This window comes from Pseudomonas sp. TE3911 (assembly GCF_054062775.1).
This window is the reverse complement of record NZ_JBSSFP010000001.1, coordinates 5,593,772-5,617,929: the sequence shown is the minus strand read 5'-3', so window position 1 is coordinate 5,617,929 and position 24,158 is coordinate 5,593,772. Positions and strand designations below refer to the sequence as shown.

20 protein-coding genes and 1 pseudogene are annotated in these 24,158 nt (G+C 58.5%); 10 read left to right on the top strand and 11 right to left on the bottom strand.

The genetic code is table 11. From position 1 onward, the window contains the following. The 3 genes from ACVWXD_RS25440 (at window position 1) to ACVWXD_RS25430 (ending at window position 6,250) form a co-directional block, all read left to right on the top strand. Complete coding sequence (locus ACVWXD_RS25440; protein WP_339482861.1) at window positions 1-1,011, top strand: hypothetical protein; 1,011 nt, start codon at window positions 1-3, stop codon at window positions 1,009-1,011. Window positions 1,012-1,163: 152 nt separating this feature from the next. Beyond that, window positions 1,164-5,627 carry an RHS repeat-associated core domain-containing protein gene (locus tag ACVWXD_RS25435; protein ID WP_457371459.1) on the top strand — a complete coding sequence of 1,488 codons (4,464 nt, stop codon included), beginning with the start codon at window positions 1,164-1,166 and terminating at the stop codon, window positions 5,625-5,627. Window positions 5,628-5,662: 35 nt separating this feature from the next. Next, complete coding sequence (locus tag ACVWXD_RS25430; protein ID WP_401380698.1) at window positions 5,663-6,250, top strand: hypothetical protein; 588 nt, start codon at window positions 5,663-5,665, stop codon at window positions 6,248-6,250. Between the two features lie 106 nt (window positions 6,251-6,356). Here the strand turns inward: ACVWXD_RS25430 and ACVWXD_RS25425 are convergent, their stop codons facing one another. Continuing rightward, a complete protein-coding gene (locus tag ACVWXD_RS25425) occupies window positions 6,357-6,602 on the bottom strand; it encodes an HU family DNA-binding protein (protein ID WP_401380696.1) in 246 nt (81 codons plus the stop codon). A 15-nt stretch (window positions 6,603-6,617) separates the two neighbouring features. On the opposite strand from ACVWXD_RS25425, the pseudogene ACVWXD_RS25420 reads away from it, so the two are divergent. Beyond that, window positions 6,618-8,414: pseudogene (locus ACVWXD_RS25420) on the top strand (RHS repeat-associated core domain-containing protein); the annotation flags it as partial. Then, on the top strand, window positions 8,405-8,815 hold the full coding sequence (locus tag ACVWXD_RS25415) for an SMI1/KNR4 family protein (protein ID WP_032884445.1): 411 nt from the start codon (window positions 8,405-8,407) through the stop codon (window positions 8,813-8,815). The pseudogene ACVWXD_RS25420 and the gene ACVWXD_RS25415, both read left to right, overlap by 10 nt. A gap of 156 nt (window positions 8,816-8,971) precedes the next feature. Here ACVWXD_RS25415 and ACVWXD_RS25410 read toward each other — a convergent pair whose 3' ends face one another. The 3 genes from ACVWXD_RS25410 to ACVWXD_RS25400 all read right to left on the bottom strand — a co-directional run bounded on the left by ACVWXD_RS25410 (window position 8,972) and on the right by ACVWXD_RS25400 (window position 10,791). Next, window positions 8,972-9,247 carry an HU family DNA-binding protein gene (locus tag ACVWXD_RS25410; protein WP_003176958.1) on the bottom strand — a complete coding sequence of 92 codons (276 nt, stop codon included), beginning with the start codon at window positions 9,245-9,247 and terminating at the stop codon, window positions 8,972-8,974. A 191-nt stretch (window positions 9,248-9,438) separates the two neighbouring features. Then, window positions 9,439-10,587 (bottom strand): NAD(P)/FAD-dependent oxidoreductase, encoded by a 1,149-nt coding sequence (locus ACVWXD_RS25405; protein ID WP_032884446.1) that lies wholly within the window; start codon window positions 10,585-10,587, stop codon window positions 9,439-9,441. Window positions 10,588-10,623: 36 nt separating this feature from the next. Beyond that, complete coding sequence (locus tag ACVWXD_RS25400; RefSeq protein ID WP_032884447.1) at window positions 10,624-10,791, bottom strand: rubredoxin; 168 nt, start codon at window positions 10,789-10,791, stop codon at window positions 10,624-10,626. A 195-nt stretch (window positions 10,792-10,986) separates the two neighbouring features. Between ACVWXD_RS25400 and ACVWXD_RS25395 the strand changes: the two genes are divergently transcribed. Together ACVWXD_RS25395 and ubiA are read left to right on the top strand one after the other, a co-directional pair. Next, entirely contained in the window at window positions 10,987-11,550 is a 564-nt protein-coding gene (locus ACVWXD_RS25395) for a chorismate lyase (RefSeq protein ID WP_122681900.1), read from the top strand. Further along, window positions 11,550-12,440 carry a 4-hydroxybenzoate octaprenyltransferase gene (gene ubiA / locus ACVWXD_RS25390; protein ID WP_032884449.1) on the top strand — a complete coding sequence of 297 codons (891 nt, stop codon included), beginning with the start codon at window positions 11,550-11,552 and terminating at the stop codon, window positions 12,438-12,440. Before ACVWXD_RS25395 ends, ubiA begins: the two co-directional genes overlap by 1 nt. Before the next feature lie 32 nt (window positions 12,441-12,472). On the opposite strand, the gene ACVWXD_RS25385 is transcribed toward ubiA, so the two are convergent. Then, window positions 12,473-12,853, bottom strand: a complete 381-nt coding sequence (locus tag ACVWXD_RS25385) for a COG4315 family predicted lipoprotein (protein ID WP_095185229.1) — start codon at window positions 12,851-12,853, stop codon at window positions 12,473-12,475. 155 nt (window positions 12,854-13,008) lie between these two features. Here ACVWXD_RS25385 and phoB point away from each other — a divergent pair, with 155 nt between their 5' ends. From phoB to ACVWXD_RS25370, 3 genes are all read left to right on the top strand, one after another. Continuing rightward, complete coding sequence (gene phoB / locus ACVWXD_RS25380) at window positions 13,009-13,698, top strand: phosphate regulon transcriptional regulator PhoB (RefSeq protein WP_032884451.1); 690 nt, start codon at window positions 13,009-13,011, stop codon at window positions 13,696-13,698. Between the two features lie 82 nt (window positions 13,699-13,780). Further along, window positions 13,781-15,067: a phosphate regulon sensor histidine kinase PhoR gene (gene phoR / locus ACVWXD_RS25375; protein ID WP_457371458.1), complete on the top strand. Its 1,287-nt coding sequence runs from the start codon at window positions 13,781-13,783 to the stop codon at window positions 15,065-15,067. A 267-nt stretch (window positions 15,068-15,334) separates the two neighbouring features. After that, a complete protein-coding gene (locus tag ACVWXD_RS25370; protein WP_032884453.1) occupies window positions 15,335-16,675 on the top strand; it encodes a hemolysin family protein in 1,341 nt (446 codons plus the stop codon). Window positions 16,676-16,678: 3 nt separating this feature from the next. On the opposite strand, the gene ACVWXD_RS25365 is transcribed toward ACVWXD_RS25370, so the two are convergent. From ACVWXD_RS25365 to ACVWXD_RS25340, 6 genes are all read right to left on the bottom strand, one after another. Continuing rightward, window positions 16,679-17,341, bottom strand: a complete 663-nt coding sequence (locus tag ACVWXD_RS25365; protein ID WP_427583585.1) for a M23 family metallopeptidase — start codon at window positions 17,339-17,341, stop codon at window positions 16,679-16,681. A gap of 80 nt (window positions 17,342-17,421) precedes the next feature. Beyond that, window positions 17,422-18,330, bottom strand: a complete 909-nt coding sequence (locus ACVWXD_RS25360; RefSeq protein WP_032884455.1) for a response regulator — start codon at window positions 18,328-18,330, stop codon at window positions 17,422-17,424. A 168-nt stretch (window positions 18,331-18,498) separates the two neighbouring features. Then, the gene (phoU, locus tag ACVWXD_RS25355) at window positions 18,499-19,260 is read right to left on the bottom strand and encodes a phosphate signaling complex protein PhoU (RefSeq protein ID WP_032884456.1); all 762 of its coding nucleotides are present in this window, start codon (window positions 19,258-19,260) and stop codon (window positions 18,499-18,501) included. 70 nt (window positions 19,261-19,330) lie between these two features. Beyond that, window positions 19,331-20,164 carry a phosphate ABC transporter ATP-binding protein PstB gene (pstB, locus tag ACVWXD_RS25350; RefSeq protein WP_032884457.1) on the bottom strand — a complete coding sequence of 278 codons (834 nt, stop codon included), beginning with the start codon at window positions 20,162-20,164 and terminating at the stop codon, window positions 19,331-19,333. A 131-nt stretch (window positions 20,165-20,295) separates the two neighbouring features. Continuing rightward, window positions 20,296-21,966 (bottom strand): phosphate ABC transporter permease PstA, encoded by a 1,671-nt coding sequence (gene pstA, locus ACVWXD_RS25345; protein ID WP_032884458.1) that lies wholly within the window; start codon window positions 21,964-21,966, stop codon window positions 20,296-20,298. 15 nt (window positions 21,967-21,981) lie between these two features. Next, window positions 21,982-24,015 carry an ABC transporter permease subunit gene (locus tag ACVWXD_RS25340; protein ID WP_177326410.1) on the bottom strand — a complete coding sequence of 678 codons (2,034 nt, stop codon included), beginning with the start codon at window positions 24,013-24,015 and terminating at the stop codon, window positions 21,982-21,984. Window positions 24,016-24,158: the final 143 nt, after the last annotated feature.

Genomic DNA, 24,158 nt, shown 5'->3' with positions numbered 1-24,158 from the left:
ATGGACCTGTTCAACCTCCTTTCATACAAGCTTGAAAATTTCCTGAACATCCGGCCATGTCCGACAGAGTTCGGTGATGTTTTTTACCAAGAAGATGAGCCTTCTCTACTCTCTGTCGCCGCCAGAAAGCTCAATGGGACTACGCTTTATGTGAGCCGCTGGCATGACCTGTTTTCCATCAGTACCTTCGAAAAAGCCATGTCGAAGCTCGGCTTCACAGAACCGGACTGTTATGCCCTCCTGTCAGTCCTGTCACGCTTCGGTTATTTACTTGAAATAGACAACCGTCAACGGACCAATAAAGACTACTTTATCTTCTTCTATATAATTCAATTGATCACTTTGAAAAACAATCAGATCGATGCGAATGAACAGTTCAAAAACCACATACTCAAATCCCTACTTTTCGAACTGAGCATTGAAGACGAAATTTATAAGCGTTTCAGCATCAAAAATAATAAACTGATACTAAACGCAGATATTCTAGGGCCAACCCCACTACTGGACGTTATTGACCTGATTTATCAGGCAATCAAGGCCGACGACCGAAAAGAAAATGTAATCTTTAGCGTCTTAAAAGACTACCAAAAAAGTATTATTACACTACTGACAAAACCCAACGACACGAATTATCGTTTCCGATTTAATGATTGCCACAGCGAATTCATGTATCCAGATGTATTTCTGCATGCTTACGCTAACGACAGGCAAACGTTATTTGACGCTATCGTTGATACGGTCAACCCACTTCAATCCACACACAATCTTTTTGTTTCCAACATCATCCTAATGAACTACGCCTTTTATATTATTAAAAATAAACCTCAAGAAATATTGAGACTTAAAAAGCATACCCGTGATAAAGCCGTGTTCGAAAAAGTGGTGCAAGCAATCGTCTCTCGCCGGATGTCTGTCAAAAAAGAATGCTTCAGGAATATTCTGACAGATCACGATCTTTCCTCGATAAACGATAGCCCAACCGTGTTCTACAACATTTTATATTCGCTATAGCCGCTACGCCGTCAAGGCCATTGGATTGTCTGGGCAACCCTATCCTGATCAAGCGCCTGAAGACCGCATTGACCTGTATGCCTTAAAACACAAGGATCCTGTGACTATGGAAGGTAACGTGCTAAACACCGATTGGCCCAGCAGAGCAGCCTATGTCTGATGCCCTATGGGCGGCCCGGATGGGGGATGCGCTTTCCCACACTTCGATGATGGCCGACATCCTTGGCGGTGTGCTGGAGGTGGCGGCCAATATCGCGATCACCGCCGTGGCGACCGCGGCCGTGGTTGCGGCCACCGGCATTACCGTCGCCACTGGCGGGCTGGGTTGCTTCCTGCTGGGCGCGGTGGTGGGCACGATTGTCGGCCTGGCCATGAGCAAGACGGGGGCAGATAAAGGTCTGACGAATTTATGCGATAGCTTCAGCAATGCGCTGTTCCCGCCCACGGTGCAGGCGAACATTCTCACGGGCTCCACCGACACCCTCACCAACAACATCCCCGCCGCCCGTGCCGCCGGGGCGATCAGCTCCCACGTCGCGCCGGCCGGCACCGAGCTGGAAGAACCCGAGCCTGAGCCAGAAGCCAGCTACCTGGACATGGCCGAGAGTTTCTTCTCGCAGACGTGGCGTCCTACAGTGGCAACCCCCGCTCCCGGCGCCGTGCCCAAGCCGCTGGACCTGGTGGTGTGCATGAAGCACCCACCTATGCCACCGCAGTTCCTTGCCGAGGGCTCGAACAAGGTCACGATCAACGGCCAGCCGGCGGTGCGCAGTGGTGATCGCAGTACGTGCGATGCGACCGTGGTGTCGTCCGGGTTGATTTCATCGAACGTGACCATCGGCGGCGGCTCGGTGGTGGTGCGCGAGATTCGCAGCGGCAAGACCCCGGGTGTGGGGCTGGCGGTGACGGCGTTGTTGATGCTCAAGGGTGGCAAGGGCAAGTTCTTCAGCAAGCTGCCGTGCATGTTGATCGGCGGCGCGACCTCGATGGCCGTGAGCAGTGCGATGGGGGCCATGGCCAACGCGGCGATGGGCTCGTCGAACCCGGTGCATGCGGCCACCGGCGCCAAGGTGTTGGGCGGCGATGATGAGCTGGATTTCGTACTGCCTGGCATCCTGCCGATTGATTGGCAGCGTTTCTACAACAGCCGTGACGAACGCACGGGCGGTTTGTTCGGTGCGGGTTGGAGCGTGCCGTATGAGGTGTGCGTCGAAATTCGTCCCCATCCCGAGGGCGGCGAAACGCTGGTCTACACCGATGAACAGGGCCGGCCTATCGACATGGGCAGTATTCCGCTGGGCGGCGCGGTGTTCAGCGCCGGTGAAGGGCTGGCCGTGCGGCGACACCTCAACGGGCAGTTGCTGATCGAAAGCGATGACGGTCTGTATCGCTTATTTGAGCTTTCCGCCAACCCGGCTTTGCTGCGCCTCAGGCAGCTCGGCAACCGCAACAACAACCGCATCCATGTTGATTACGACGAAGCCGGGCGGCTGATCCGGCTGCGCGATACGTTCGACTTGGTGCAAGTGGAGTTGATCCGCGATCAAGGCCACGTGATGCGGCTCGAACGTCTTTACCCCGATCAACGCCGCGAAGTACTGGTCAGCTATGGCTATGATGCCGCCGGTAATCTGGCTGAAGTACGCGACGCCACCGGCCAGGTGCAGCGGCGCTTCAGCTACGATGCCGGCCGGCGCATGGTCGAGCACCAGTTGCCGACCGGTCTGCGCTGTTTCTACGAATGGGCCTTGGTTGAAGACGTGGAATGGCGCGTGGTCCGGCACTGGACCGACGAAGGCGACGCCTACCAGTTCGACTATGACTTGCAGGCCGGTATCACGCGGATTACCGACGGCTTGCAACGCGTCAGTAGCCGCCACTGGAACACCCAGCACCAGATTGTTCGCTACTGCGATAACCTCGGGCAAACCTGGCGGTTCGAGTGGAACGACGAGCGCCAATTGCTCAGCGCCACCGACCCGCTGGGCGGGCGCTTTGCATACAGCTACGACGACGCCGGCAACCTGATCGGCGAGACCGACCCGCTGGGCCGCAGCGACTCGACCTTGTGGCTTGAGCACTGGGCACTGCCGCTGGTGGAGACCGACGCCGCCGATAATAGCTGGGCGTATCGCTACGATCAGCGCGGCAACTGCATCGCCGAAACCGATCCGCTGGGCTACGTCACCCGCTACCGCTATGACGATCACGGCCAGGTCGTGGAGATCATCGACGCCACCGGCAAAAGCAAGAAGATGCGCTGGAACCCGTTCGGGCAGTTGGTTGAGCATATTGATTGTTCGGGTTACCCGACGCGTTTCAGTTATGACGAGCGCGGTTATTTGCAGGTCATTACCGACCCGCTAGGGGAACGAACAACCTTCACATACGACACGATGGGCAGGATGCTCAGCCAGCAGTTGCCAGATGGTCGTATCGAGTATTTTCAACGCAACGCCTGTGGACAATTGACGGTCCATACCGACCCGTCAGGCCACTCGACTCATTATCAGTACAACCCTCGCGGGCGCATTCGCCAGCGCACGGATGCGCACGGCCGCAAAGTGCAATTCAGCTATGACAGCTACGCACGGCTGCAAGCACTGACCAACGAGAATGGCGAATGTTATCGTTTCACGTGGAATGCCAATGATCGCCTGGTCGAGCAGCGCGACCTAGATGGCAGCGCCCATCGCTATGACTACGATGCATTGAACAGCATCACCAGCGTCACTGCTTTACCAACTCACGACAGCAATGCGCCAGGTCTCCCTGAACAGCCTATTGTTCACTGTTTGGAGCGTGACGCTGCCGGGCGCCTGGTTGTCAAAATCACCGACGATGGCCGCACGGATTATTTATACGATCTCCTGGATCAATTGATCGCAATCACGTTCAAGGACGCCCAGGGCAACGAACAAAAATTGAGTTATCGCTATGACGCCCTCGGCCAGCCACTCGAAGAGCAAAGCTCGGCCGGCAGTTTGAAACATCGCTATGACGAATTGGGCAATCTGACCCAGACCCAATTACCCGATGGTCGCTGGATCAACCGTCTGTACTACGGCAGTGGTCATTTGCACCAGATCAACCTCGATGGCCAAGTCATCAGTGACTTCGAGCGGGACCGCCTGCATCGTGAAGTACTTCGCACACAAGGTCAGATCAGCACCCGCACTGAATATGATCGGGGCGGGCGGTTGCGCGCTCGTGTACGGTATCCAAGTACCCTGCCGCGACCACTGACGGGAATGAGCTCGACATACTTCGACTTTGATCCCAGCGACAACCTGATCGCCCGCCACGAACAAAAAACAGGAATTGCACACCAAAAGTCGTTTCACTACGACGCCACTGATCGCATCATTGCCAGCCAGAATCCAATACATGGGACGCAGGAAAGCTTTGCTTATGACGCAGCGGCCAACCTTCTGGATGGTCCCCGGCCGGGTGTAGGCCTGGTGGTACATAACAAATTAATAACCTACCAAGACAAGCGTTACCGGTATGACAGTTTCGGTCGGCTGGTTGAAAAACGTAGTGCTCGTCGCGCCGTTCAACTATTCAAGTACGACGCTGAAAGCAGAGTGATCGAAATACGAAATCAGCACGCCGCCAATGAAACTGTCATCACAATGACCTACGACCCTTTAGGTCGTCGGATTACAAAAACCGAACAAAACAGCAACGGTAATACGCTTGGTACCACTCGTTTTGTCTGGGACGGGTTGCAACTGATACAAGAGCACCGTAATAACCAGACCAGCCTTTATCTTTATGAAGATGGGAGCTATGAAGCACTGGCACGTGTTGATGGCCTCGGCCCACTGCAAAGAATCAGGTACTACCACAACGATCCTAACGGACTGCCGCACGAATTGACGGACCACGATGGGCACCGCGTATGGCAGGCCAGTTATTACGCTTGGGGTAATACTGCTGAGGAAACCAGAGAGTCTTCTTACATCGAAGAACAGAACTTGAGGTTTCAGGGGCAATACTTGGACCGGGAAACCGGTTTGCACTACAACACGTTCAGGTTTTACGACCCCGATATAGGTCGGTTTATCACGCCGGACCCCATAGGACTCGCCGGTGGCTTGAACCTCTATCAGTACGGGCCTAATCCGATGGGCTGGTGTGATGCGTGGGGGCTGGCAGGCAGTCCAACCACAGCGACTCATATCACCTACCTGGGCGTCGACAAAGCGACCGGCAAACCTTATGTCGGTTATGCCAGCATGCAAGGCAAACAGGTAGGTTCAGACGTATTGAACTATCGCTACGGGTCAAATTTCGATCGCTTTGGCGGCCAAGCACCTCAAGTCCTGCATACCGCCTACGGCCAGGATGGCAAGGACACTACACGAGGGCTGGAACAACGAGTGTATGAAGGCTTGGGAGGAAAAGATGGAACCGCCAACGCACAAAACCCGGTCGGCAAAGGAAATGGCCGAAGGAAAGAATACCTGGCTGCGGCGGATAAACATTTGTCTCAGACAGACTCAGGCAAAGCACTGGATAAACGCATAAAAGCCGCGAATAAAACCAAGGGCAAAGCCCCTGTCAAAGTCGCCGGCAAAAGCAGAGGTGCGCGAGCAGGCCGCTGCTCGTGAATATCATCAATGACTATTGAAAATGGAGTGGGCCCATGGCCAAGCGCATCCTCTGGAAGGAAGGCGATCTAGTCAGCCTCAAATTGCGAGATGACTTATACACCGTAGGCCAGATGATCAAGAACTCCGTCATGCGCTTCTACGATGTGAGAAGCGTGGACGGCGTCTGGACCGATCTTGCGCTGGACAACAGTATGATCCTGTTCAGTGGTTTTGTCGGCAAGGTGGTGACCCAGAGATTGGCAACGGAAAAACTAATTTCCGTCACGCCATTTAGCCTTTCGGATCATGAGCGTTATTGGCTCAGGCCCCACGTCAGCTTTGAGGGTGGCTTTCCGTTTCGAGATGCTGATCTTGTTGACCTCGGCATCGACTGCGATGCTGACTACAGCCTGGTACCTGCACTAAAGGAAGATCTGCAACTTTCGGACAGTCGCGACATTATCGAAAAGTATGAGTTGACCAATATGTGGGGAGATGAGGACCTCAGCGACAGACTGTGTCGCTACTTCGATACCGGTGTTAACCGGGATGATTTGAAATATGAAGTCTTTCCGGGGCTCTGGAACGATCGTGAAAGCCTCAGGCCTTTAACCCGACGACTGCCTTTGCCGTTGAGATAGACAAGCAGTGTTTAGGTGGTTTGAAGCATTAAAAAATGGGCACCCAACCCAGTCGGCGTGCCCATTTTTTCTACCACCCCCGCCCCCTGTCGAGACGGTACTGCAATTACGCGTTAACAGTGTCTTTCAGCGATTTACCCGGTTTGAATGCAACGGTATTGCTCGCCTTGATTTTCACAGGCTCACCGGTTTGCGGGTTTTTGCCGGTGCGGGCGCCACGACGGCGTCGCAGGAAGGTGCCAAAGCCAACCAGGGTGACGCTGTCCTTGCGGTGCAGGGCGCCGGTGATTTCTTCGAGAACGGCGTTGAGGACGCGGTTGGCCTGTTCTTTGACACGGATCCTGCCGGCCATAGCACCATTGGGCTGGTACCGGAAATAGCTGTAAAACCCATTATTCATCGACTCAAGCGTGATGCAATGGGGCGCTTGAGCGCCAAGGTGACAGATGATGGTCACACCCAATACACCTACGATGTGTTGGACCAACTGACTGGCGTCCACTTCATGGACACGAGCGGTCATTCACAGACACTGGGGGTCTCGTACGACGCTCTCGGGTAAATGCTGGAAGAACGGAGCCAAGCGGGCTCGTTGCAAAATCACTACGACGAACTGGGGAACCTGATCCAAAGCAAACTGCCCGATGGGCGCTGGATCAATCGCCTACATTACGACAGTGGTCATCTGCATCAGATCAACCTCGACGGCCACGTCATCAGTGACTTTGAGCGCGACCGCCTGCACCGTGAAGTACTGCGCACCCAAGGCCAGATCAGCACCCGCAGCGAGTACGACCGCAGCGGCCGCCTGCGCTCACGCCAACGCCGCCACACCAGCCAGCCGGCGTTGGTACCGGCGGCGATACAGAAGCACTTCGAATACGACCCCGCCGACAACCTGATTGGCAAACTCGACCAGCAACCCACCACGCAGCATCGCCAACTGCTGCATTACGACGCCACCGGCCGCATCATCGCCAGCCAGGACAGCCTGCACGGCCAACGCGAAACCTTCGCCTACGACGCCGCCGCCAACCTGCTCGACGGCCCGCAGGCCGCTGCCGGGTTGGTGGCGCATAACAAGCTGCTGACCTATCAGGACAAACGTTATCGCTATGACGCGTTTGGGCGGATGATCGAAAAACGCAGCGGCGCCCGAGGCGTACAACACTTTGCGTACGACGCCGAAAGCCGGCTGATTGAAGTGCGTAATGAAGGCGGCAGCGTAGTGCGCATGGCCTACGACCCACTGGGCCGGCGCATCGGCAAGACCGAACACGGCAGCAATGGTTATCCACTGAGCGAAACCCAGTTCCTGTGGGACGGCTTGCGTCTGTTACAGGAGCAAAAGCACAGCCAGACCAGCCTTTACGTCTATGAAGACGAAGGCTACCAACCCCTGGCCCGCGTCGATGGCATCGGGGAGCTGCAAAAAATTCGCTACTACCACAACGATCTCAACGGCCTGCCGGAGCAACTGACAGAGGCTGATGGGCACACCCTGTGGCAGGCGACTTATCGGGTGTGGGGCAATACCGTGGAGGAGGTGCGGGAGCCTTACTTTATTGAAGAGCAGAACCTAAGGTTTCAGGGGCAGTATCTGGATCGTGAGATCGGATTGCACTACAACACCCGACGCTTCTACGATCCCGACATAGGCCGCTTTACCACTCCCGACCCGATAGGTTTGGCTGGAGGCCTCAATTTCTACACTTATGCACCTAACCCTGTCGGCTATGCTGACCCTCTGGGACTCGCAGTTGACCCGCTGGTAAAACTGAAAGATCGCGGCTACACAGGCGTTACGAAGACCCCCGGCGGAGGGCTCGACTATTCAAACAGCAATGCGCTTTACAATAAAAAACCCGGTGTTAATCCAATTGTCAGAATTGAATACACTGGTGACTATCAAAAAGACGAAGAGCTCGCCAACAAAGCGGCAAAATTGAATCAAAAGCGCGCACCGGCCGGGCATGTCTGGCACCACCTGGATGATTACGACCCGGAGACCAACAAAGGCACTATGCAACTAATTAAAAAAGATGCTCATAACGGCATAACCCATAAAGGTGGTGCCGCCCAATACAAAGCAGCGACAGGCAAGGCTTACACCCACCCAGGTCGCTTTAAGAGTAGAACAAAGGGAGCGCCCAAATGCGGCTGAAACTTGAAGACTCCAAACAGGCTCTTTCTGTACAGGAACTGAACGAGTTCCAAGAAATATTCCACGTGCAATTACCGACGGCCTTTAGACAGTTTTATCTAAAGCATAATGGCGGTGATCTATCCGACAGCAATGACGACAATGATTTTTTTTTGGGCGGTTTTACACCTATCAAATATGGTGACGCACCTGTCGAAACGATCTATAGAGATTTAACTGACGATATTCCATCGCTAAAACAAATGATCCCCTTTGCTTATGACAGGGTCGGAAACTCATTTCTCCTGTCAGTAAAGGAGAATGACTTTGGATACATTTATATTTACTTGATGGACGAAGAGGAGCTTGCATTTGTTTGCGAATCATTTGAAGAGTTTATGAGTGAGCTCACAAACGGATAGAAGCGTTGCACTTGTTCGGGTAGATAGGTCCGCGCCCCGTATGCTGGCGCTGTTCAACATAGCCGGATGGTACGTCCCCACAAAAAATGGGCACCCAACCCAGTCGGCGTGCCCATTTTTTATACCACCCCGCCCCCTGTCGAGACGGTACTGCAATTACGCGTTAACGGTGTCTTTAAGCGATTTACCCGGCTTGAATGCAACGGTATTGCTCGCCTTGATTTTCACAGGCTCACCGGTTTGCGGGTTTTTGCCGGTGCGGGCGCCACGATGGCGTTGCAGGAAGGTGCCGAAGCCAACCAGGGTGACGCTGTCCTTGCGGTGCAGGGCGCCGGTGATTTCTTCGAGAACGGCGTTGAGGACGCGGTTGGCCTGTTCTTTGGTGAGATCTGCTTTTTCAGCGATGGCGGCTGCGAGTTCTGGTTTACGCATGTGTGAAGCCTCTTTGACGGTTTTTTGTTGTTATGTCCGTGCTGCTCTCTTCTGGAGCAGCGCCCAAAGCGCCGCAGGCTCTACTCTGCGGCAGACGGGAGTGAGGATGGCATGCCCTCGCACGCTCCGCCAGTCTCGCGGCGACCTTTCTGAGGGTAGGAATGTGCTAATTCCGACAGAACGACCGGCATTTACGCCAGTAAAGGCGGAAGTTCTTTGTTGAGGGCCAGTTTTTCCATCACCGCCGTGCCCGTCAGCGCATAACCCAGCAGGCGACCGCTGGCGTCGCGGCACAGGGCCTTGATGTCGGCGCCCTGGCCTTCGACGCTCCAGACGCCTTCGGTGCCCCTTGGCGGCGGCGAAACCACCAGCGGGCAGACCGGGGTTTTCACGGTGACGGGCATCGGGCCGTAGCTGACGGCGGTGGCATTGCCGGCCAGGGTTTGGGCCAGAGCGCGGGCGCAGGTCATCAGAGGCATGACGTACAGCAGGTTCAGGCCGTCGACCTCAGCGCAGTCGCCCAGGGCGTAGATGTTGGCGTGGGAGGTCTTGAGGTGACGGTCCACCATGATCCCACGGTTGATTTGCAGGCCCGCGGCGGCAGCCAGGTCGATACGTGGGCGCAGGCCGATGGCCGAAACGACCAGATCGCAGGGGATCACTTCACCGTCAGAAAGGTGCGCTTCCAGCCCGTCCGCCGTGCGCTGCAGGCGGTTGAGCACCGGCCCCAGGTGGAAACGCGCCCCCAGGCCTTCCAAGCCAGCTTGTACAGCGGCAGCGGCTGCCGGGTGCAGCAGGGTTGGCATCACTTGCTCGCACGGAGCGACCAGGTCGATTTCATACCCGCCAAGGATCAGGTCATTGGCGAATTCACAGCCGATCAGGCCGGCGCCGAGCAGCAGCACGCGGCGTTTGCCAGCAGCGGCAGCGCGAAAGCGTGCGTAGTCTTCAAGGTCGTTGATCGGGAAAATCAGTTCCGCCGCGTCGCCTTCAACCGGGACGCGTACGGTTTCTGCACCCCAGGCCAGGATGAGGTCACGGTAAACCACCGCTTCCTCGCCGATCCACAGGCGTTTGTGGCCCGGGTCGATGCCGCTGACACGGGTGTGAGTTCGCACTTCGGCCTTGAGTTGCTCGGCCATGGCGCCCGGCTCAGCCATGCTAAGGCCGTCGGCCTCCTTGTTTTTGCCAAAGCCGGTGGAGAGCATGGGCTTGGAGTAGGAGCGCCCGTCATCTGCGGTGATCAGCAGCAAGGGGGTTTCGCTGTCGAGCTTGCGAAACTCCCGGGCCACGTTATAACCGGCCAATCCTGTGCCGATGATCACGACAGGTGCGTTCATTCCATTCTCCTTGTAGTACGTTTCTTAAATTCGGGATTAAGCGATTTCGATCATTTCGAAATCCATTTTGCCCACGCCGCAATCCGGGCACAGCCAGTCTGCAGGGACATCTTCCCAACGAGTGCCGGGCGCAATGCCGTCATCCGGCCAGCCGTCGGCTTCGTTGTAGATAAGGCCACAGACGATACATTGCCACTTCTTCATTACTTGCTTCCTCAGGTTCAGGCGTCTTGGCCGGCGGTCGTTGGATCCAGCGTTGCCGCGCGGCTCAGGGCGTTTTGTACTGATCGGGGCCGGCAGATGCAAGCGCGATCGACGCAAGGTGCCGGTTGAGCCCGGCAAAAGCCCAGGGTGCCATGGTAAGCTCGCCGCCTCTTTTGCTGCCAATACTGACTCACCGTGCCGCACTCAATCGCCCTCCCCGATGCTTGCCAATGGCTGATCCAGAGCCGTTTGAGCCCTCTGCCTACACCATTGACCCTCAATTGGCTGTTCGATGACGGCTCGCTGACACGGCGGCTGACACGGCTGTCCAACGACGGTTTCAGCGTAACGCCACTGTTCGAAGGCTGGCAGCCGCTGCGAGACGACGAGTGCGCCGCCCTGGACTTGGCCCCGGCCACTGTCGGCTGGGTGCGCGAGGTGTATTTGCGTGGGCACGGTCAGCCGTGGGTGTTTGCCCGCAGCGTGGCGGCGCGCAGTGCCTTGCAGGGCGATGGGCTGCACATGGATGAACTGGGCAGCCGCTCCCTGGGCGAGTTGCTGTTCTGCGATCAAGCCTTCACGCGCCAGGCAATCGAGGTGTGCCATTACCCACGGCAATGGCTGCCGACAGCCGATCAGGCGGATGGGCTATGGGCACGCCGCTCACGTTTTGATCGTGGATCGCTAAGCGTGTTGGTAGCGGAAATCTTCCTGCCGGACTTCTGGCACGTGCTGCATGAACATCCGGAGAACTGCTGATGTACCAACGTCTGCTCAAATCCCTGAACCGCCTGAACCCGAGGGCCTGGGACTTCATTCAGTTGACCCGGATGGACAAGCCCATCGGCATTTACTTGCTGCTATGGCCGACACTCTGGGCGTTGTGGATTGCGGGCAAGGGTTCTCCCTCTTTCATCAATATTGTGATTTTCGTGTTGGGCGTGGTGCTGACCCGGGCGGGCGGCTGTGTGATCAATGACTGGGCTGACCGCAAGGTCGATGGCCATGTGAAGCGCACCGAGCAGCGCCCGCTGGTGAGCGGAAAGATCAGCTCCAAAGAGGCGCTGGTGTTTTTTGCGGTGCTGATGGGTATCAGTTTCCTGCTGGTGCTGCTGACCAACGCCACCACGATCCTGTTATCCCTTGGGGGATTGGCGCTGGCGGCGAGCTACCCGTTCATGAAGCGCTACACCTATTACCCGCAAGTGGTGCTGGGCGCGGCGTTCTCCTGGGGGATGCCGATGGCCTTCACCGCCGAGACCGGCAGCCTGCCCGCAGCTGCGTGGCTGTTGTACATCGCCAACCTGCTGTGGACGGTAGGCTACGACACGTATTACGCGATGACCGACCGTGACGACGACCTGAAGATTGGTGTGAAATCCACCGCGATCCTGTTTGGCGATGCCGACCGCGTGATCATCCTGACCCTGCAAAGCCTGGCGCTGGTGTGCCTATTGCTGGCGGGGACGCGGTTTGAGTTGGGCGGATGGTTCCATCTGGGGCTGCTAGCTGCGGCGGGGTGTTTCGCTTGGGAGTTCTGGTACACCCGCGACCGGGACCGCCTGAAATGCTTCAAAGCGTTTTTGCACAACCACTGGGCCGGGTTGGCGATTTTTGTTGGGATTGTGGCGGATTACGGGTTTCGATGAGGGGCCAGGCCCCTCACCGAGAGTGGCCTGAATCAGGGCTTGGCGACTTGCCAGGCGCCGTCCATTTTGCCGTCGCCGGTCATGTCGCCGGCCTTTTTATCCATGACGAAGGTATAGAGCGGCTTACCGTTGTAGGCCCACTGGCTCTTTTGGTCATCACGGGTGATCACAGTCCATTTGCCCATTGGCTTGTCGGTGGACTCAGCCATCAACGGTGGCCAGTTAGTCGCGCACTTGTCGTTGCACATGGATTTGCCATCGGCATCCTTGGCAAAGGTATAGAGCGTCATTTCCTTGTGATCCACCAGCATCCCGTCTTTGGTCATCGCCGGCTCCGCCGCGAACGCCAGGGTCGGCAGCGTCAACGCGGCCGTTACCAGCAGGGCTTTCCAGGAAACAGTACGGTAAGTCATAGGAACCTTCCTTTTGTGGTTGTCAGGATTCGGACCCAAAGGGTAGTCCAGAGTGCCGTGATTTGCCCAAGCGACTAAATTACTGTCACACGACTGCAATAATTCCGTTATCTAATGCGGCGCAAGACAGTTAAATGACAAGAGGATTTTTGAGCATGGTTGGCAGGAGCATTCTGATTGTTGACGACGAAGCGCCCATCCGCGAGATGATCGCCGTTGCGTTGGAAATGGCCGGCTATGACTGCCTGGAGGCTGAGAACTCCCAGCAGGCCCATGCCATTATCGTCGACCGTAAGCCGGACCTGATCCTGCTGGATTGGATGCTGCCTGGCACTTCCGGCATCGAACTGGCCCGCCGCCTCAAGCGTGATGAACTGACCGGGGATATTCCGATCATCATGCTCACCGCCAAGGGCGAAGAGGACAACAAGATTCAGGGCCTGGAAGTGGGCGCTGATGACTACATCACCAAACCCTTTTCCCCACGGGAGTTGGTAGCGCGCCTGAAGGCGGTATTGCGCCGCGCCGGCCCGACCGATGGCGAAGCGCCGATTGAAGTCGGCGGTCTGATTCTCGACCCGATCAGCCACCGCGTCACCATCGACGGCACACCGGCCGAGATGGGCCCGACCGAATACCGCCTGCTGCAATTTTTCATGACCCACCAGGAACGCGCCTACACCCGTGGCCAGCTGCTGGACCAGGTGTGGGGCGGCAATGTGTATGTGGAGGAGCGCACCGTTGACGTGCATATCCGCCGCCTGCGCAAAGCCTTGGGCGACGCCTACGAGAATCTGGTACAAACCGTGCGCGGCACTGGCTACCGGTTCTCCACCAAAAGCTGAGCCAACCCTTCTACTTCCTTAACAGCTGACAAGGACGCATGTTTAAGTGAACCAAAACTGGCATGGCACCCTGATCCGCCACATGCTTCTTTTGATCACCGGCTGCCTGTTGGTCGGGCTGATCAGCGGCTACTACGGCTGGAGCCTGGCCATCGGCATCGGCCTGTACTTGGGTTGGACCCTCAAGCAACTGCTGCGTCTGCACGAATGGCTGGGCCAGCACAAACCCGACGAAGCACCACCCGACGGCTACGGCCTGTGGGGCGAGGTGTTCGACAGTATTTACCACCTGCAACGCCGCGACCAACGGGTACGCGGTCGCCTGCAAGCGGTGATCGACCGGGTGCAGGAGTCCACCGCCGCGCTCAAGGACGCGGTGATCATGCTCGACAGCGACGGGAACCTGGAATGGTGGAACCGTGCCGCCGAGACCTTGCTGGGCCTCAAAACGCCCCAGGACAGCGGCCAGCCGGTGACCAACTTGGTACGCCACCCGCGCTTCAAGGAATACTTCGAGCAGGACAACTACGAAGAAGCCTTGGAAATCCCCTCGCCGACCAACGACCGTGTGCGCATCCAGCTGTACCTGACGCGCTATGGCAACAACGAGCACCTGATGCTGGTTCGCGACGTAACGCGCATCCACCAACTGGAGCAGATGCGCAAAGACTTCGTCGCCAACGTCTCCCATGAACTGCGCACGCCGTTGACGGTGATCTGCGGCTATCTGGAGACGCTGCTGGATAACGTCGACGAGATCAACCCACGCTGGAGCCGTGCCCTGCAGCAGATGCAGCAACAAGGCTCGCGCATGCAGACCCTGCTCAACGACCTGCTGTTGCTGGCCAAGCTTGAAGCCACCGATTACCCCTCGGACAATCATCCGGTGGCGGTGCAAAGCCTGTTGCAGACCATCAAGAATGACGCGCAGGCCCTTTCCGGCGAGCGCGGGCAGCAGATCAGCCTGGAAGCCGATCCACAGGTGTTGCTCAAGGGCAGCGAAGGCGAATTGCGTAGCGCGTTCTCCAACCTGGTGTTCAACGCCGTGAAGTACACGCAGGACAAAGGCGCCATCCGCATCCGCTGGTGGGCCGACGAGCAAGGCGCGCACCTGAGCGTGCAGGACTCCGGCATCGGCATCGACGCCAAGCACTTGCCTCGCCTGACCGAGCGTTTCTACCGTGTCGACTCCAGCCGCAACTCCAACACCGGCGGCACCGGGCTGGGCCTTGCCATCGTCAAGCATGTGCTGCTGCGCCACCGAGCGCGCCTGGAAATCAGCAGCGTGCTGGGACATGGCAGCACCTTTACCTGCCATTTTCCGCCGGCGCAGGTGACGCGTTCGCGGGCGATCGCCGCAGATGAATAACCCGAAGACGACACAAAGATAATGTGGGAGGGGGCTCGCCCCCGATGGCGGTGCGTCAGTTAAGTTATCTGTAACTGATCCGCTCCTATCGGGGGCAAGCTCCCTCCCACAGTAGACTTGCATCATTTTGGAGGCCGTATTCCGCCCCCGCCCGGCAGCGGGTACTAGGCAAGCGCCCCGCCAGCCGCTACATTGGCCGACTTGCGCCTGCCTCTCGGGCCTGCCTGTCACCCCTTATTGAACACATGGAACCTGCAAAACCCAATCATGGACCCTTCCCCTGGTATCACCCTCTCTACACTCTTCGCCGACTTCGGCATGATTCTTTTTGCTCTGATCCTGGTACTGCTCAACGGTTTTTTCGTTGCGGCGGAATTTGCCATGGTCAAGTTGCGCTCCACCCGAGTCGAGGCCATCGCCCACACCAACGGCTGGCGTGGACAGATCCTGCGTACCGTACACAGCCAGCTCGACGCTTACCTGTCGGCCTGCCAGCTGGGTATCACCCTCGCCTCCCTGGGCCTGGGTTGGGTCGGTGAGCCGGCGTTTGCCCACATCCTTGAACCGATGTTGGCCGCCGTGGGCGTCGAATCGCCGGAAGTGATCAAGGGCGTGTCGTTCTTTGCGGCGTTCTTCGTGATTTCCTACCTGCACATCGTGGTCGGTGAGCTGGCGCCCAAATCCTGGGCCATTCGCAAACCCGAGTTGCTGTCGCTGTGGACGGCGGTGCCGCTGTACTTGTTCTACTGGGCCATGTACCCGGCCATCTACCTGCTCAACGCCAGCGCCAACGCGATCCTGCGCATCGCTGGCCAAGGCGAGCCCGGCCCGCACCATGAGCACCATTACAGCCGCGAAGAACTCAAGCTGATCCTGCACTCCAGCCGTGGCCAGGACCCTAGCGACCAAGGCATGCGCGTATTGGCCTCGGCCGTGGAAATGGGCGAACTGGAAGTGGTCGACTGGGCCAACTCGCGCGAAGACCTAGTGACACTGGAATTCAACGCTCCGCTCAAGGAAATCCTCGCACTGTTCCGCCGCCACAAGTTCAGCCGCTACCCGGTGTACGACAGCGTCCGCCAGGAGTTCGTGGGCCTGCTGCACATCAAGGACTTGCTGCTGGAGCTGGCCGAACTCGACCATATCCCTGAGTCGTTCAACCTGGCCGAGCTGACTCGCCCGCTGGAGCGCGTGTCGCGCCACATGCCGCTGTCGCAGTTGCTGGAGCAGTTCCGTAAAGGCGGCTCGCACTTCGCCGTGGTCGAAGAGGCCGACGGCAACATCATCGGCTACCTGACCATGGAAGACGTGCTGGAAGTGCTGGTCGGCGATATCCAGGACGAACACCGCAAGGCCGAACGCGGCATCCTGGCCTACCAGCCGGGCAAGCTGCTGGTACGTGGCGATACCCCGTTGTTCAAGGTGGAACGCCTGCTCGGCATCGACCTGGACCATATCGAAGCCGAAACCCTGGCCGGCCTGGTCTACGAAACCCTGAAACGGGTGCCGGAAGAGGAAGAAGTGCTGGAGGTTGAAGGCCTGCGGATCATCATCAAGAAGATGAAAGGACCGAAGATCGTACTGGCCAAGGTATTGATGCTCGATTGACCCTCAATTGCCCAACGCAAAGTTGGGCAATGCGCCAACCGGCTGGTTGAACTCATACGGGATCGACACCAGCCCTGCCTCGGTGGCGCGCTGTACCACAAAGTGCAGGTGCGGCCCGCTGCTGTTGCCGGTATTGCCCGACAACGCCAGCGGGCTCCCCACCGCCACGCGCTGCCCTACCCTCACACTGACCGACCCTTGCTTCAGATGCAGGTACACCCCCTCGGTGCCGTCATCATGCTGCACCCGCACGAAATTCCCCGATGCATCATTGCCCCGCCCGGCCTGCTCGTTCTCGGTCTTCACTACCACGCCACTGCGCGCGGCGATGATCGGCGTGCCTTCGGGCATGGCGATGTCCATGGCGTAGCGGCTCTTGACGTCGGTGTGACTGAAGCTGCCGCTGGGACCTTGGGTCAAGCGGAACGGACCGCCGCGCCAGGGCAAGGGGTAGCGGTAGGCTTGGGGTCGATAACGGGGGGTTGGCCTGTCGAGCACTGGACGCTCGACCTTGCGCTCCTGGATCACAAACGCCTGGGCGCCGGGGGTTTGCCGGTCGCTGAAAAACACCACGCCATTGGCGTCAGTGGATTTGTAGAGGGTCATGGCCAAGGTCGAGGTGGTGACCGTGGCCAACCCGCAGCAGATCAAAAGACGAAGGAGCATGGCGCGAACCTGCCGGGATGACTGAGCGGCAGGTTAGCAAGGGATAATGACAATCTTGTGGTGAGCTGAACCTTAAAGGGTCAGGCACCCGGCACAAAATGCTTCTGAGCCGTACCGCGCGCAATCAGGCGGGAGATGTAGTCGAGTTTCTGCGCATCCTGGTCAATAAACCGGAAGGTCAGTTGCAGCCAGTCGCTGTCGGGCTTGGGCTCGAAGGCGACGATGGCGTGCAGGTAGCCGTTGAGACGGGCCACCTCGGCGTTGTCGCCTTGCTCAAGGTCGAGCACCGCACTTTCCAGCACCTGAGGCAGGACTTCAGTGCGACGCACTACCAGCAGCGCCTCCTTGATGCTCAGCGCTTTGATGACACATTGCTGAGTGCCGCTGGACAGCCGCAGTTGACCCTGGCCACGACCGGCGGCCGGCGCGGCGGAAGGGGCTTGCACTGGCGGGCTGTTGAGCAGGCCTTTGCTGGGCGCTGACGCCGCAGCTGCAACGGGGGCCGAACGCAACGCTTCAGGCTTGCCGCCCGTCAGGGCGCTCAGGGAATCGTTGCCGAAGGCCGAGTTCATTTTGGTCGGCGCGCTGGCAACCAGGGCGTCGAGGCGACCGACCTTGTGCAGGGCCTGTTTGACCTTGTTCAGCAGTTGCTCGTTAGTGAACGGTTTGCTGACGTAACCAGAAACCCCGGCCTGGATCGCCTGCACTACGTTCTCTTTGTCGCCCCGGCTGGTCACCATCACAAACGGCATGGCCTTGAGGTGCGGTTGCTCACGGCACCAGGTCAACAGCTCCAGGCCGGACATCTCCGGCATTTCCCAGTCGCACAGCACCAGGTCGAAGCTCTCGCGCATCAGTATGGTCTGGGCCTTCTTGCCGTTCACCGCATCTTCAAGCTTGATCCCGGGGAAGTAGTTGCGCAGGCACTTCTTCACCAGATCGCGGATAAACGAGGCGTCATCCACCACCAATACACTGACTTTACTCATCGACCCTTCATCCTATAAAAACTTCGGCACGCAGAACGCCTGACTGATGGCATTTTGCCAAAACTCGGTAGTCACAGCTGGACTTTATTTATTCCGCTGCGCAAAAAATTCAGACACCAGAAACGAAAACGCCCGGCCAAAGGCCGGGCGTTAATTTCTCGGGCAACCTTACTTATCGTCAGATTCGCCCGGAACATTAGGGATTTGATCGGCGGAACCTTCAACTTCAGCTTTCATGCGCTTAAGGCCCATGTGCCGTACGTCAGTACCGCGAACCAAATAGATCACCAGTTCCGAGATATTGCGCGCGTGATCGCCGATCCGCTCCAGGGAACGCAGCACCCAGATGATGCTCAAGACCCGCGAGATAGAGCGCGGGTCTTCCATCATGTAGGTGGCCAGTTCACGCAGGGCTGTCTTGTATTCGCGGTCGATGACTTTGTCGTACTGCGCCACCGACAACGCCAGATCGGCGTCGAAACGCGCAAACGCGTCAAGCGCATCGCGCACCATGTTGCGCACCTGGTCGCCGATGTGGCGAACCTCCACGTAGCCGCGCGGCGCTTCGCCTTCCTCGCACAGCTGGATGGCGCGACGGGCGATCTTGGTGGCCTCATCGCCGATGCGCTCCAGGTCGATTACCGACTTGGAGATGCTGATGATCAAACGCAGGTCCGAGGCCGCTGGCTGGCGACGGGCCAGAATGCGCAGGCATTCTTCGTCGATATTGCGTTCCATCTGGTTGATCTGGTCATCAATCTCACGCACCTGCTGGGCCAGGCCCGAGTCGGCCTCGATCAGCGCGGTCACGGCGTCGTTGACTTGCTTCTCCACCAAGCCGCCCATCGCCAGGAGGTGGCTGCGCACTTCCTCAAGCTCGGCGTTGAACTGCGCGGAGATGTGATGGGTAAGGCCTTCTTTGCTAATCATGTTGGCGTCCTTGGAGCGTCCGGTAAGGTGCGGAGAACCGCAGCGTCAGTGCAAACAGAACCACAGCTTCCTAGCCGTAGCGACCGGTGATGTAGTCTTCGGTCTGCTTCTTCGCCGGATTGGTGAACAGGGTGTCGGTATCGCCGAACTCCACCAGCTTGCCCATGTACATGAAAGCGGTGTAGTCGGAAACCCGCGCCGCCTGTTGCATGTTGTGGGTCACGATAACGATGGTGAACTTGGACTTGAGCTCGTAGATCAGCTCTTCCACTTTCAGGGTCGAGATCGGGTCGAGTGCCGAACACGGCTCGTCGAGCAGCAACACTTCCGGCTCCACGGCGATGGTGCGGGCGATCACCAGACGTTGCTGCTGACCACCGGACAAGCCGAGTGCCGACTCATGCAGACGGTCCTTGACCTCGTCCCACAGCGCCGCGCCTTTAAGGGCCCACTCAACCGCTTCGTCGAGGATGCGCTTCTTGTTGATGCCCTGGATACGCAGGCCATAGACCACGTTTTCGTAAATGGTCTTGGGGAACGGGTTCGGCTTCTGGAACACCATGCCCACGCGGCGACGCAGCTCGGCCACGTCTTCGCCCTTACGGTAGATGTTGGTGCCGTAGAGGTTGATCGCACCTTCCACACGGCAACCGTCGACCAGGTCGTTCATGCGGTTGAACGTGCGCAACAGCGTGGACTTACCGCAGCCCGACGGGCCGATAAAGGCGGTCACGCGCTGCTTGGGAATGTTCATGCTGACGTCGAACAGCGCCTGCTTGTCACCGTAGTAAAGGCTCAAGCCCGGTACTTCGATGGCCACGGTTTCCTGGGCCAGGCTCAGGCTCTGCTTGTCGCGACCCAGGGCAGACATGTTGATGCCATGGGAATGGGTGTCGTGTTGCATGGGATGCTCCCTGTGCTGTTGTGTGGGAGGGGGCTTGCCCCCGATAGCGATGCTTCAGGAACATGTGTGCCAGCTGGCACACCGCTCGGGAGCAAGCCCCCTCCCACAAATAAGTCCGCGTTCAATTCAGATCAGCTGTCCAGCGCCTTGTACTTCTCGCGCAAGTGGTTACGAATCCACACCGCCGACAAGTTGAGCGTGGCGATCACCAGCACCAGCAGCAAGGCGGTGGCGTACACCAGTGGCCGTGCGGCTTCGACGTTGGGGCTCTGGAAGCCGACGTCATAAATATGGAAGCCCAAGTGCATGATCTTCTGGTCCAGGTGCAGGTACGGGTAGTTGCCATCCAGCGGCAGCGACGGGGCCAGTTTCACCACGCCGACCAGCATCAGCGGCGCCACTTCACCGGCGGCACGGGCCACGGCCAGGATCATGCCGGTCATCATCGCCGGGCTGGCCATCGGCAGCACGATCTTCCACAGCGTTTCCGCCTTGGTCGCGCCCAGAGCCAGGGAGCCTTCACGCACGGTGCGGGGAATCCGCGCCAGGCCTTCTTCGGTGGCCACGATCACCACCGGCACCGCCAGCAGCGCCAGGGTCAGCGAGGCCCACAGCAGGCCCGGCGTACCGAAGGTCGGTGCCGGCAGGGCTTCGGCGAAGAACAGGCGGTCAACTGAGCCACCCAGTACATACACGAAGAAGCCCAGGCCGAACACGCCGTAGACGATGGCCGGTACACCGGCCAAGTTGTTCACGGCGATGCGGATGATTCGAGTCAGGGTGTTCTGCTTGGCGTATTCACGCAGGTACACGGCCGCCAGCACGCCGAACGGGGTCACGATCATCGCCATGATCAGGGTCATCATCACGGTGCCGAAGATCGCCGGGAAAATCCCGCCTTCGGTGTTGGCTTCCCGTGGGTCATCGCTCAAGAATTCCCAGACCTTGCTGAAGTAGAAGCCGATCTTGGTCATCGTGCCCATGGCGTTCGGCTGGTAGGCGTGGACCACTTTGCCGATGCCGATTTCAATTTCCTTGCCGTTGCCATCGCGAGCAGTCAAAGCATCGCGGTTGAACTGGGCGTGCAGATCGGCAAGGCGCGCTTCGATGTCCTGGTAACGGGCATTCAGCTCGGCGCGGTCAGCATCCATATCGGCCTGGGCGGCGGCATCAAGCTTGCCTTCCAGCTCCAGTTTGCGACCGTGCAGACGAATGCGTTCGAGTCCGGCGTTGATCGCGCCGATATCGGTCTTTTCCAGGCTCTTGAGCTGTGCGGCGAGCTTGTTGACGCGATCGACACGGGCCTGCAGCTCCGGCCAAGCGGCCTCGCCTTCGGCGATGACCTTGCCATCCTGCTTGACGTTGACCAGGGTGCCGTAGAAATTGCCCCACTCACGACGCTCGATGGCCATGAGGTTTTTCGGTGTGCTCTGGTCTTTCAACCACTCGCCAACGATCCAGGTGAAGTCGTTGCCATTCAAATCCCGGTTGCCGACCTTGATCAGCTCGCGGGTCATGAACTCCGGGCCTTCATCAGGCACCGGCAGGCCAGCACTTTTCAGGCGCTCGCGGGGCACTTCTTCTTTCTGCACCACTTCGCCGATGACGATGTGGTTTTCCTGGCCCGGCACGTTGTAGTTGGCCTGGATCAGGTCAGCTGGCCAGAAGTGGCCCAAACCACGTACGGCAATCACGGCCAGCAAACCAATGGTCATGATGACCGCGATGGACACCGCGCCACCGCTGATCCAGACGCCGGGGGCGCCGCTCTTGAACCATCCATTCAGGGAGTTCTGTTTCACAGACTTCTACCTTTCTTAAAGCGACGAGTATTTCTTGCGCAGACGCTGACGGATCAGCTCGGCGAGGGTGTTCATGACGAAGGTGAACAGCAGCAGCACCAGCGCCGAGAGGAACAGCACGCGGTAGTGACTGCCGCCCACTTCCGACTCCGGCATTTCCACCGCGACGTTGGCCGCGAGCGTTCGCAGGCCTTCGAACAGGTTCATCTCCATCACCGGCGTGTTACCGGTGGCCATCAGCACGATCATGGTTTCGCCTACTGCACGGCCCATGCCGATCATCAGTGCGGAGAAGATGCCCGGGCTGGCGGTCAGGATCACCACGCGCGTCATGGTCTGCCACGGCGTGGCGCCCAGCGCCAGGGAGCCCAGGGTCAGGCCGCGCGGCACGCTGAATACGGCGTCTTCGGCGATGGAGTAGATGTTCGGAATCACCGCAAAACCCATGGCCAGGCCGACTACCAGGGCGTTGCGCTGGTCGTAGGTAATGCCTAGGTCGTGGGAGATCCACATACGCATGTCGCCGCCGAAGAACCAGGTTTCCAGGTACGGGCTCATGTACAGCGAGAGCCAGCCCACAAACAGGATCACCGGGATCAGGATTGCGCTTTCCCAACCATCGGGAACGCGCAGGCGGATGGATTCAGGCAGGCGGCTGAAGACAAACCCGGCCACCAGGATGCCAATCGGCAACAGCATCAGCAGACTGAAAATCCCCGGCAGATGCCCTTCGACATACGGCGCCAGGAACAGGCCGGCGAAGAAACCGAGGATCACCGTCGGCATCGCTTCCATCAATTCGATCACCGGCTTGACCTTGCGGCGCAGGCTCGGGGCCATGAAGTAGGCGGTGTAGATCGCAGCGGCAACGGCCAGCGGTGCGGCCAGCAGCATGGCGTAGAACGCGGCCTTCAAGGTACCGAAGGTCAGCGGGGCCAGACTCATTTTGGGTTCAAAGTCGGTGTTGGCGGCGGTCGACTGCCACACGTATTTAGGCTCGTCGTAGTTTTCGTACCAGACCTTGCTCCACAGCGCGCTCCATGACACTTCCGGGTGCGGGTTGTCGAGCAACAGCGGTTGCAGCTTGCCGCCGGCTTCGACGATCACGCGGTTGGCCCGTGGTGACAGGCCGAACACGCCCTGGCCATCGACCACTGGGTCCACCAGCAGGGTGCGGTGGGCGGTGCTATGGAACACGCCGAACTTGCCGGAAGCGTCCAGGGCAGTGAAGCCTTTGCGGCGCTCTTCGGCGGTGATTTCGACGATAGGCGCAGTGCCCATCTGGAAGGTGCGGATCTGCTTGAAGCGCTGTTCGCCATCCGGGTCGCGGGCCATGAACCACTGGGCCAGGCCGCCTTTGGAGTTACCGATGATCAGCGAGATACCGCCCACCAGTTGGGTGCTGGCCGTGATTTCAGCGTTGCCGTCTTCCAACAATTTGTAGCGACCGTTGAGGCTCTTGTCGCGCAGGCTGAACACATCCGCCAGGGCACGGCCGTTGATCACATACAGCCATTGCTGGCGCGGGTCGATGAAGATCGCCTTCACCGGCTCGGTCATTTGCGGCAGCTCGACACGCTTCTGCTCACTGGTGACTTCGCCAGTCATCATGTTTTCTTCGCGGCTCAGGGTCAGCACGTTCAAGTGCGAACCGGCCGAGCCTGCGATCACCAACGAGCTATCAGTGGCGTTGAGGGCGACATGCTCCAGCGGGCGGCCGGCGTCATCCAGCACGATCGGCGTTTCACCGTAAGGGTATTCAATCGCCGGGGTGATGGTTTTCTTGCCGTCCGGGTAAGAAACCTTATAGGTGTGGCGAAACACCAGGGACTGGCCATTGGACAAACCGAGGATCACCAGCGGGCTGCCCGGCTGATCTTCACCAATAGAAGCAACGCTGGTGCCGGCTGGAAGCGGCAGGTCGACGCGCTTGAGTTCAGCACCGGTCTCGACTTCAAAGAACAGCGCCTGGCCCTTGTCGGAAACCCGCATGGCGACTTGGTTCTGTTCTTCGAGGGAGATCATCAGCGGCTTGCCGGCGTCCTGAATCCAGGCCGGGGTCAGCGCGTCTTCCTTGGTCAACGAGGCGCCCTGAAACAATGGCGCGACGACGTAGGCAAGGAAGAAGAAGATCAGGGTGATAGCGCCAAGGACAGCGAGGCCGCCCACCAGCACGTACCAACGGGTCAGGC

What these genes read in the sequence shown, in the direction of transcription:
- ACVWXD_RS25440 (WP_339482861.1), top strand. Translation starts at nt 1, where the DNA reads ATGGACCTGTTCAACCTCCTTTCATACAAGCTTGAAAATTTCCTGAAC.
- ACVWXD_RS25435 (WP_457371459.1), top strand. Translation starts at nt 1,164, where the DNA reads ATGTCTGATGCCCTATGGGCGGCCCGGATGGGGGATGCGCTTTCCCAC.
- ACVWXD_RS25430 (WP_401380698.1), top strand. Translation starts at nt 5,663, where the DNA reads ATGGCCAAGCGCATCCTCTGGAAGGAAGGCGATCTAGTCAGCCTCAAA.
- ACVWXD_RS25425 (WP_401380696.1), bottom strand. Translation starts at nt 6,602, where the DNA reads ATGGCCGGCAGGATCCGTGTCAAAGAACAGGCCAACCGCGTCCTCAAC.
- ACVWXD_RS25415 (WP_032884445.1), top strand. Translation starts at nt 8,405, where the DNA reads ATGCGGCTGAAACTTGAAGACTCCAAACAGGCTCTTTCTGTACAGGAA.
- ACVWXD_RS25410 (WP_003176958.1), bottom strand. Translation starts at nt 9,247, where the DNA reads ATGCGTAAACCAGAACTCGCAGCCGCCATCGCTGAAAAAGCAGATCTC.
- ACVWXD_RS25405 (WP_032884446.1), bottom strand. Translation starts at nt 10,587, where the DNA reads ATGAACGCACCTGTCGTGATCATCGGCACAGGATTGGCCGGTTATAAC.
- ACVWXD_RS25400 (WP_032884447.1), bottom strand. Translation starts at nt 10,791, where the DNA reads ATGAAGAAGTGGCAATGTATCGTCTGTGGCCTTATCTACAACGAAGCC.
- ubiA (WP_032884449.1), top strand. Translation starts at nt 11,550, where the DNA reads ATGTACCAACGTCTGCTCAAATCCCTGAACCGCCTGAACCCGAGGGCC.
- ACVWXD_RS25385 (WP_095185229.1), bottom strand. Translation starts at nt 12,853, where the DNA reads ATGACTTACCGTACTGTTTCCTGGAAAGCCCTGCTGGTAACGGCCGCG.
- phoB (WP_032884451.1), top strand. Translation starts at nt 13,009, where the DNA reads ATGGTTGGCAGGAGCATTCTGATTGTTGACGACGAAGCGCCCATCCGC.
- phoR (WP_457371458.1), top strand. Translation starts at nt 13,781, where the DNA reads ATGCTTCTTTTGATCACCGGCTGCCTGTTGGTCGGGCTGATCAGCGGC.
- ACVWXD_RS25370 (WP_032884453.1), top strand. Translation starts at nt 15,335, where the DNA reads ATGGACCCTTCCCCTGGTATCACCCTCTCTACACTCTTCGCCGACTTC.
- ACVWXD_RS25365 (WP_427583585.1), bottom strand. Translation starts at nt 17,341, where the DNA reads ATGCTCCTTCGTCTTTTGATCTGCTGCGGGTTGGCCACGGTCACCACC.
- ACVWXD_RS25360 (WP_032884455.1), bottom strand. Translation starts at nt 18,330, where the DNA reads ATGAGTAAAGTCAGTGTATTGGTGGTGGATGACGCCTCGTTTATCCGC.
- phoU (WP_032884456.1), bottom strand. Translation starts at nt 19,260, where the DNA reads ATGATTAGCAAAGAAGGCCTTACCCATCACATCTCCGCGCAGTTCAAC.
- pstB (WP_032884457.1), bottom strand. Translation starts at nt 20,164, where the DNA reads ATGCAACACGACACCCATTCCCATGGCATCAACATGTCTGCCCTGGGT.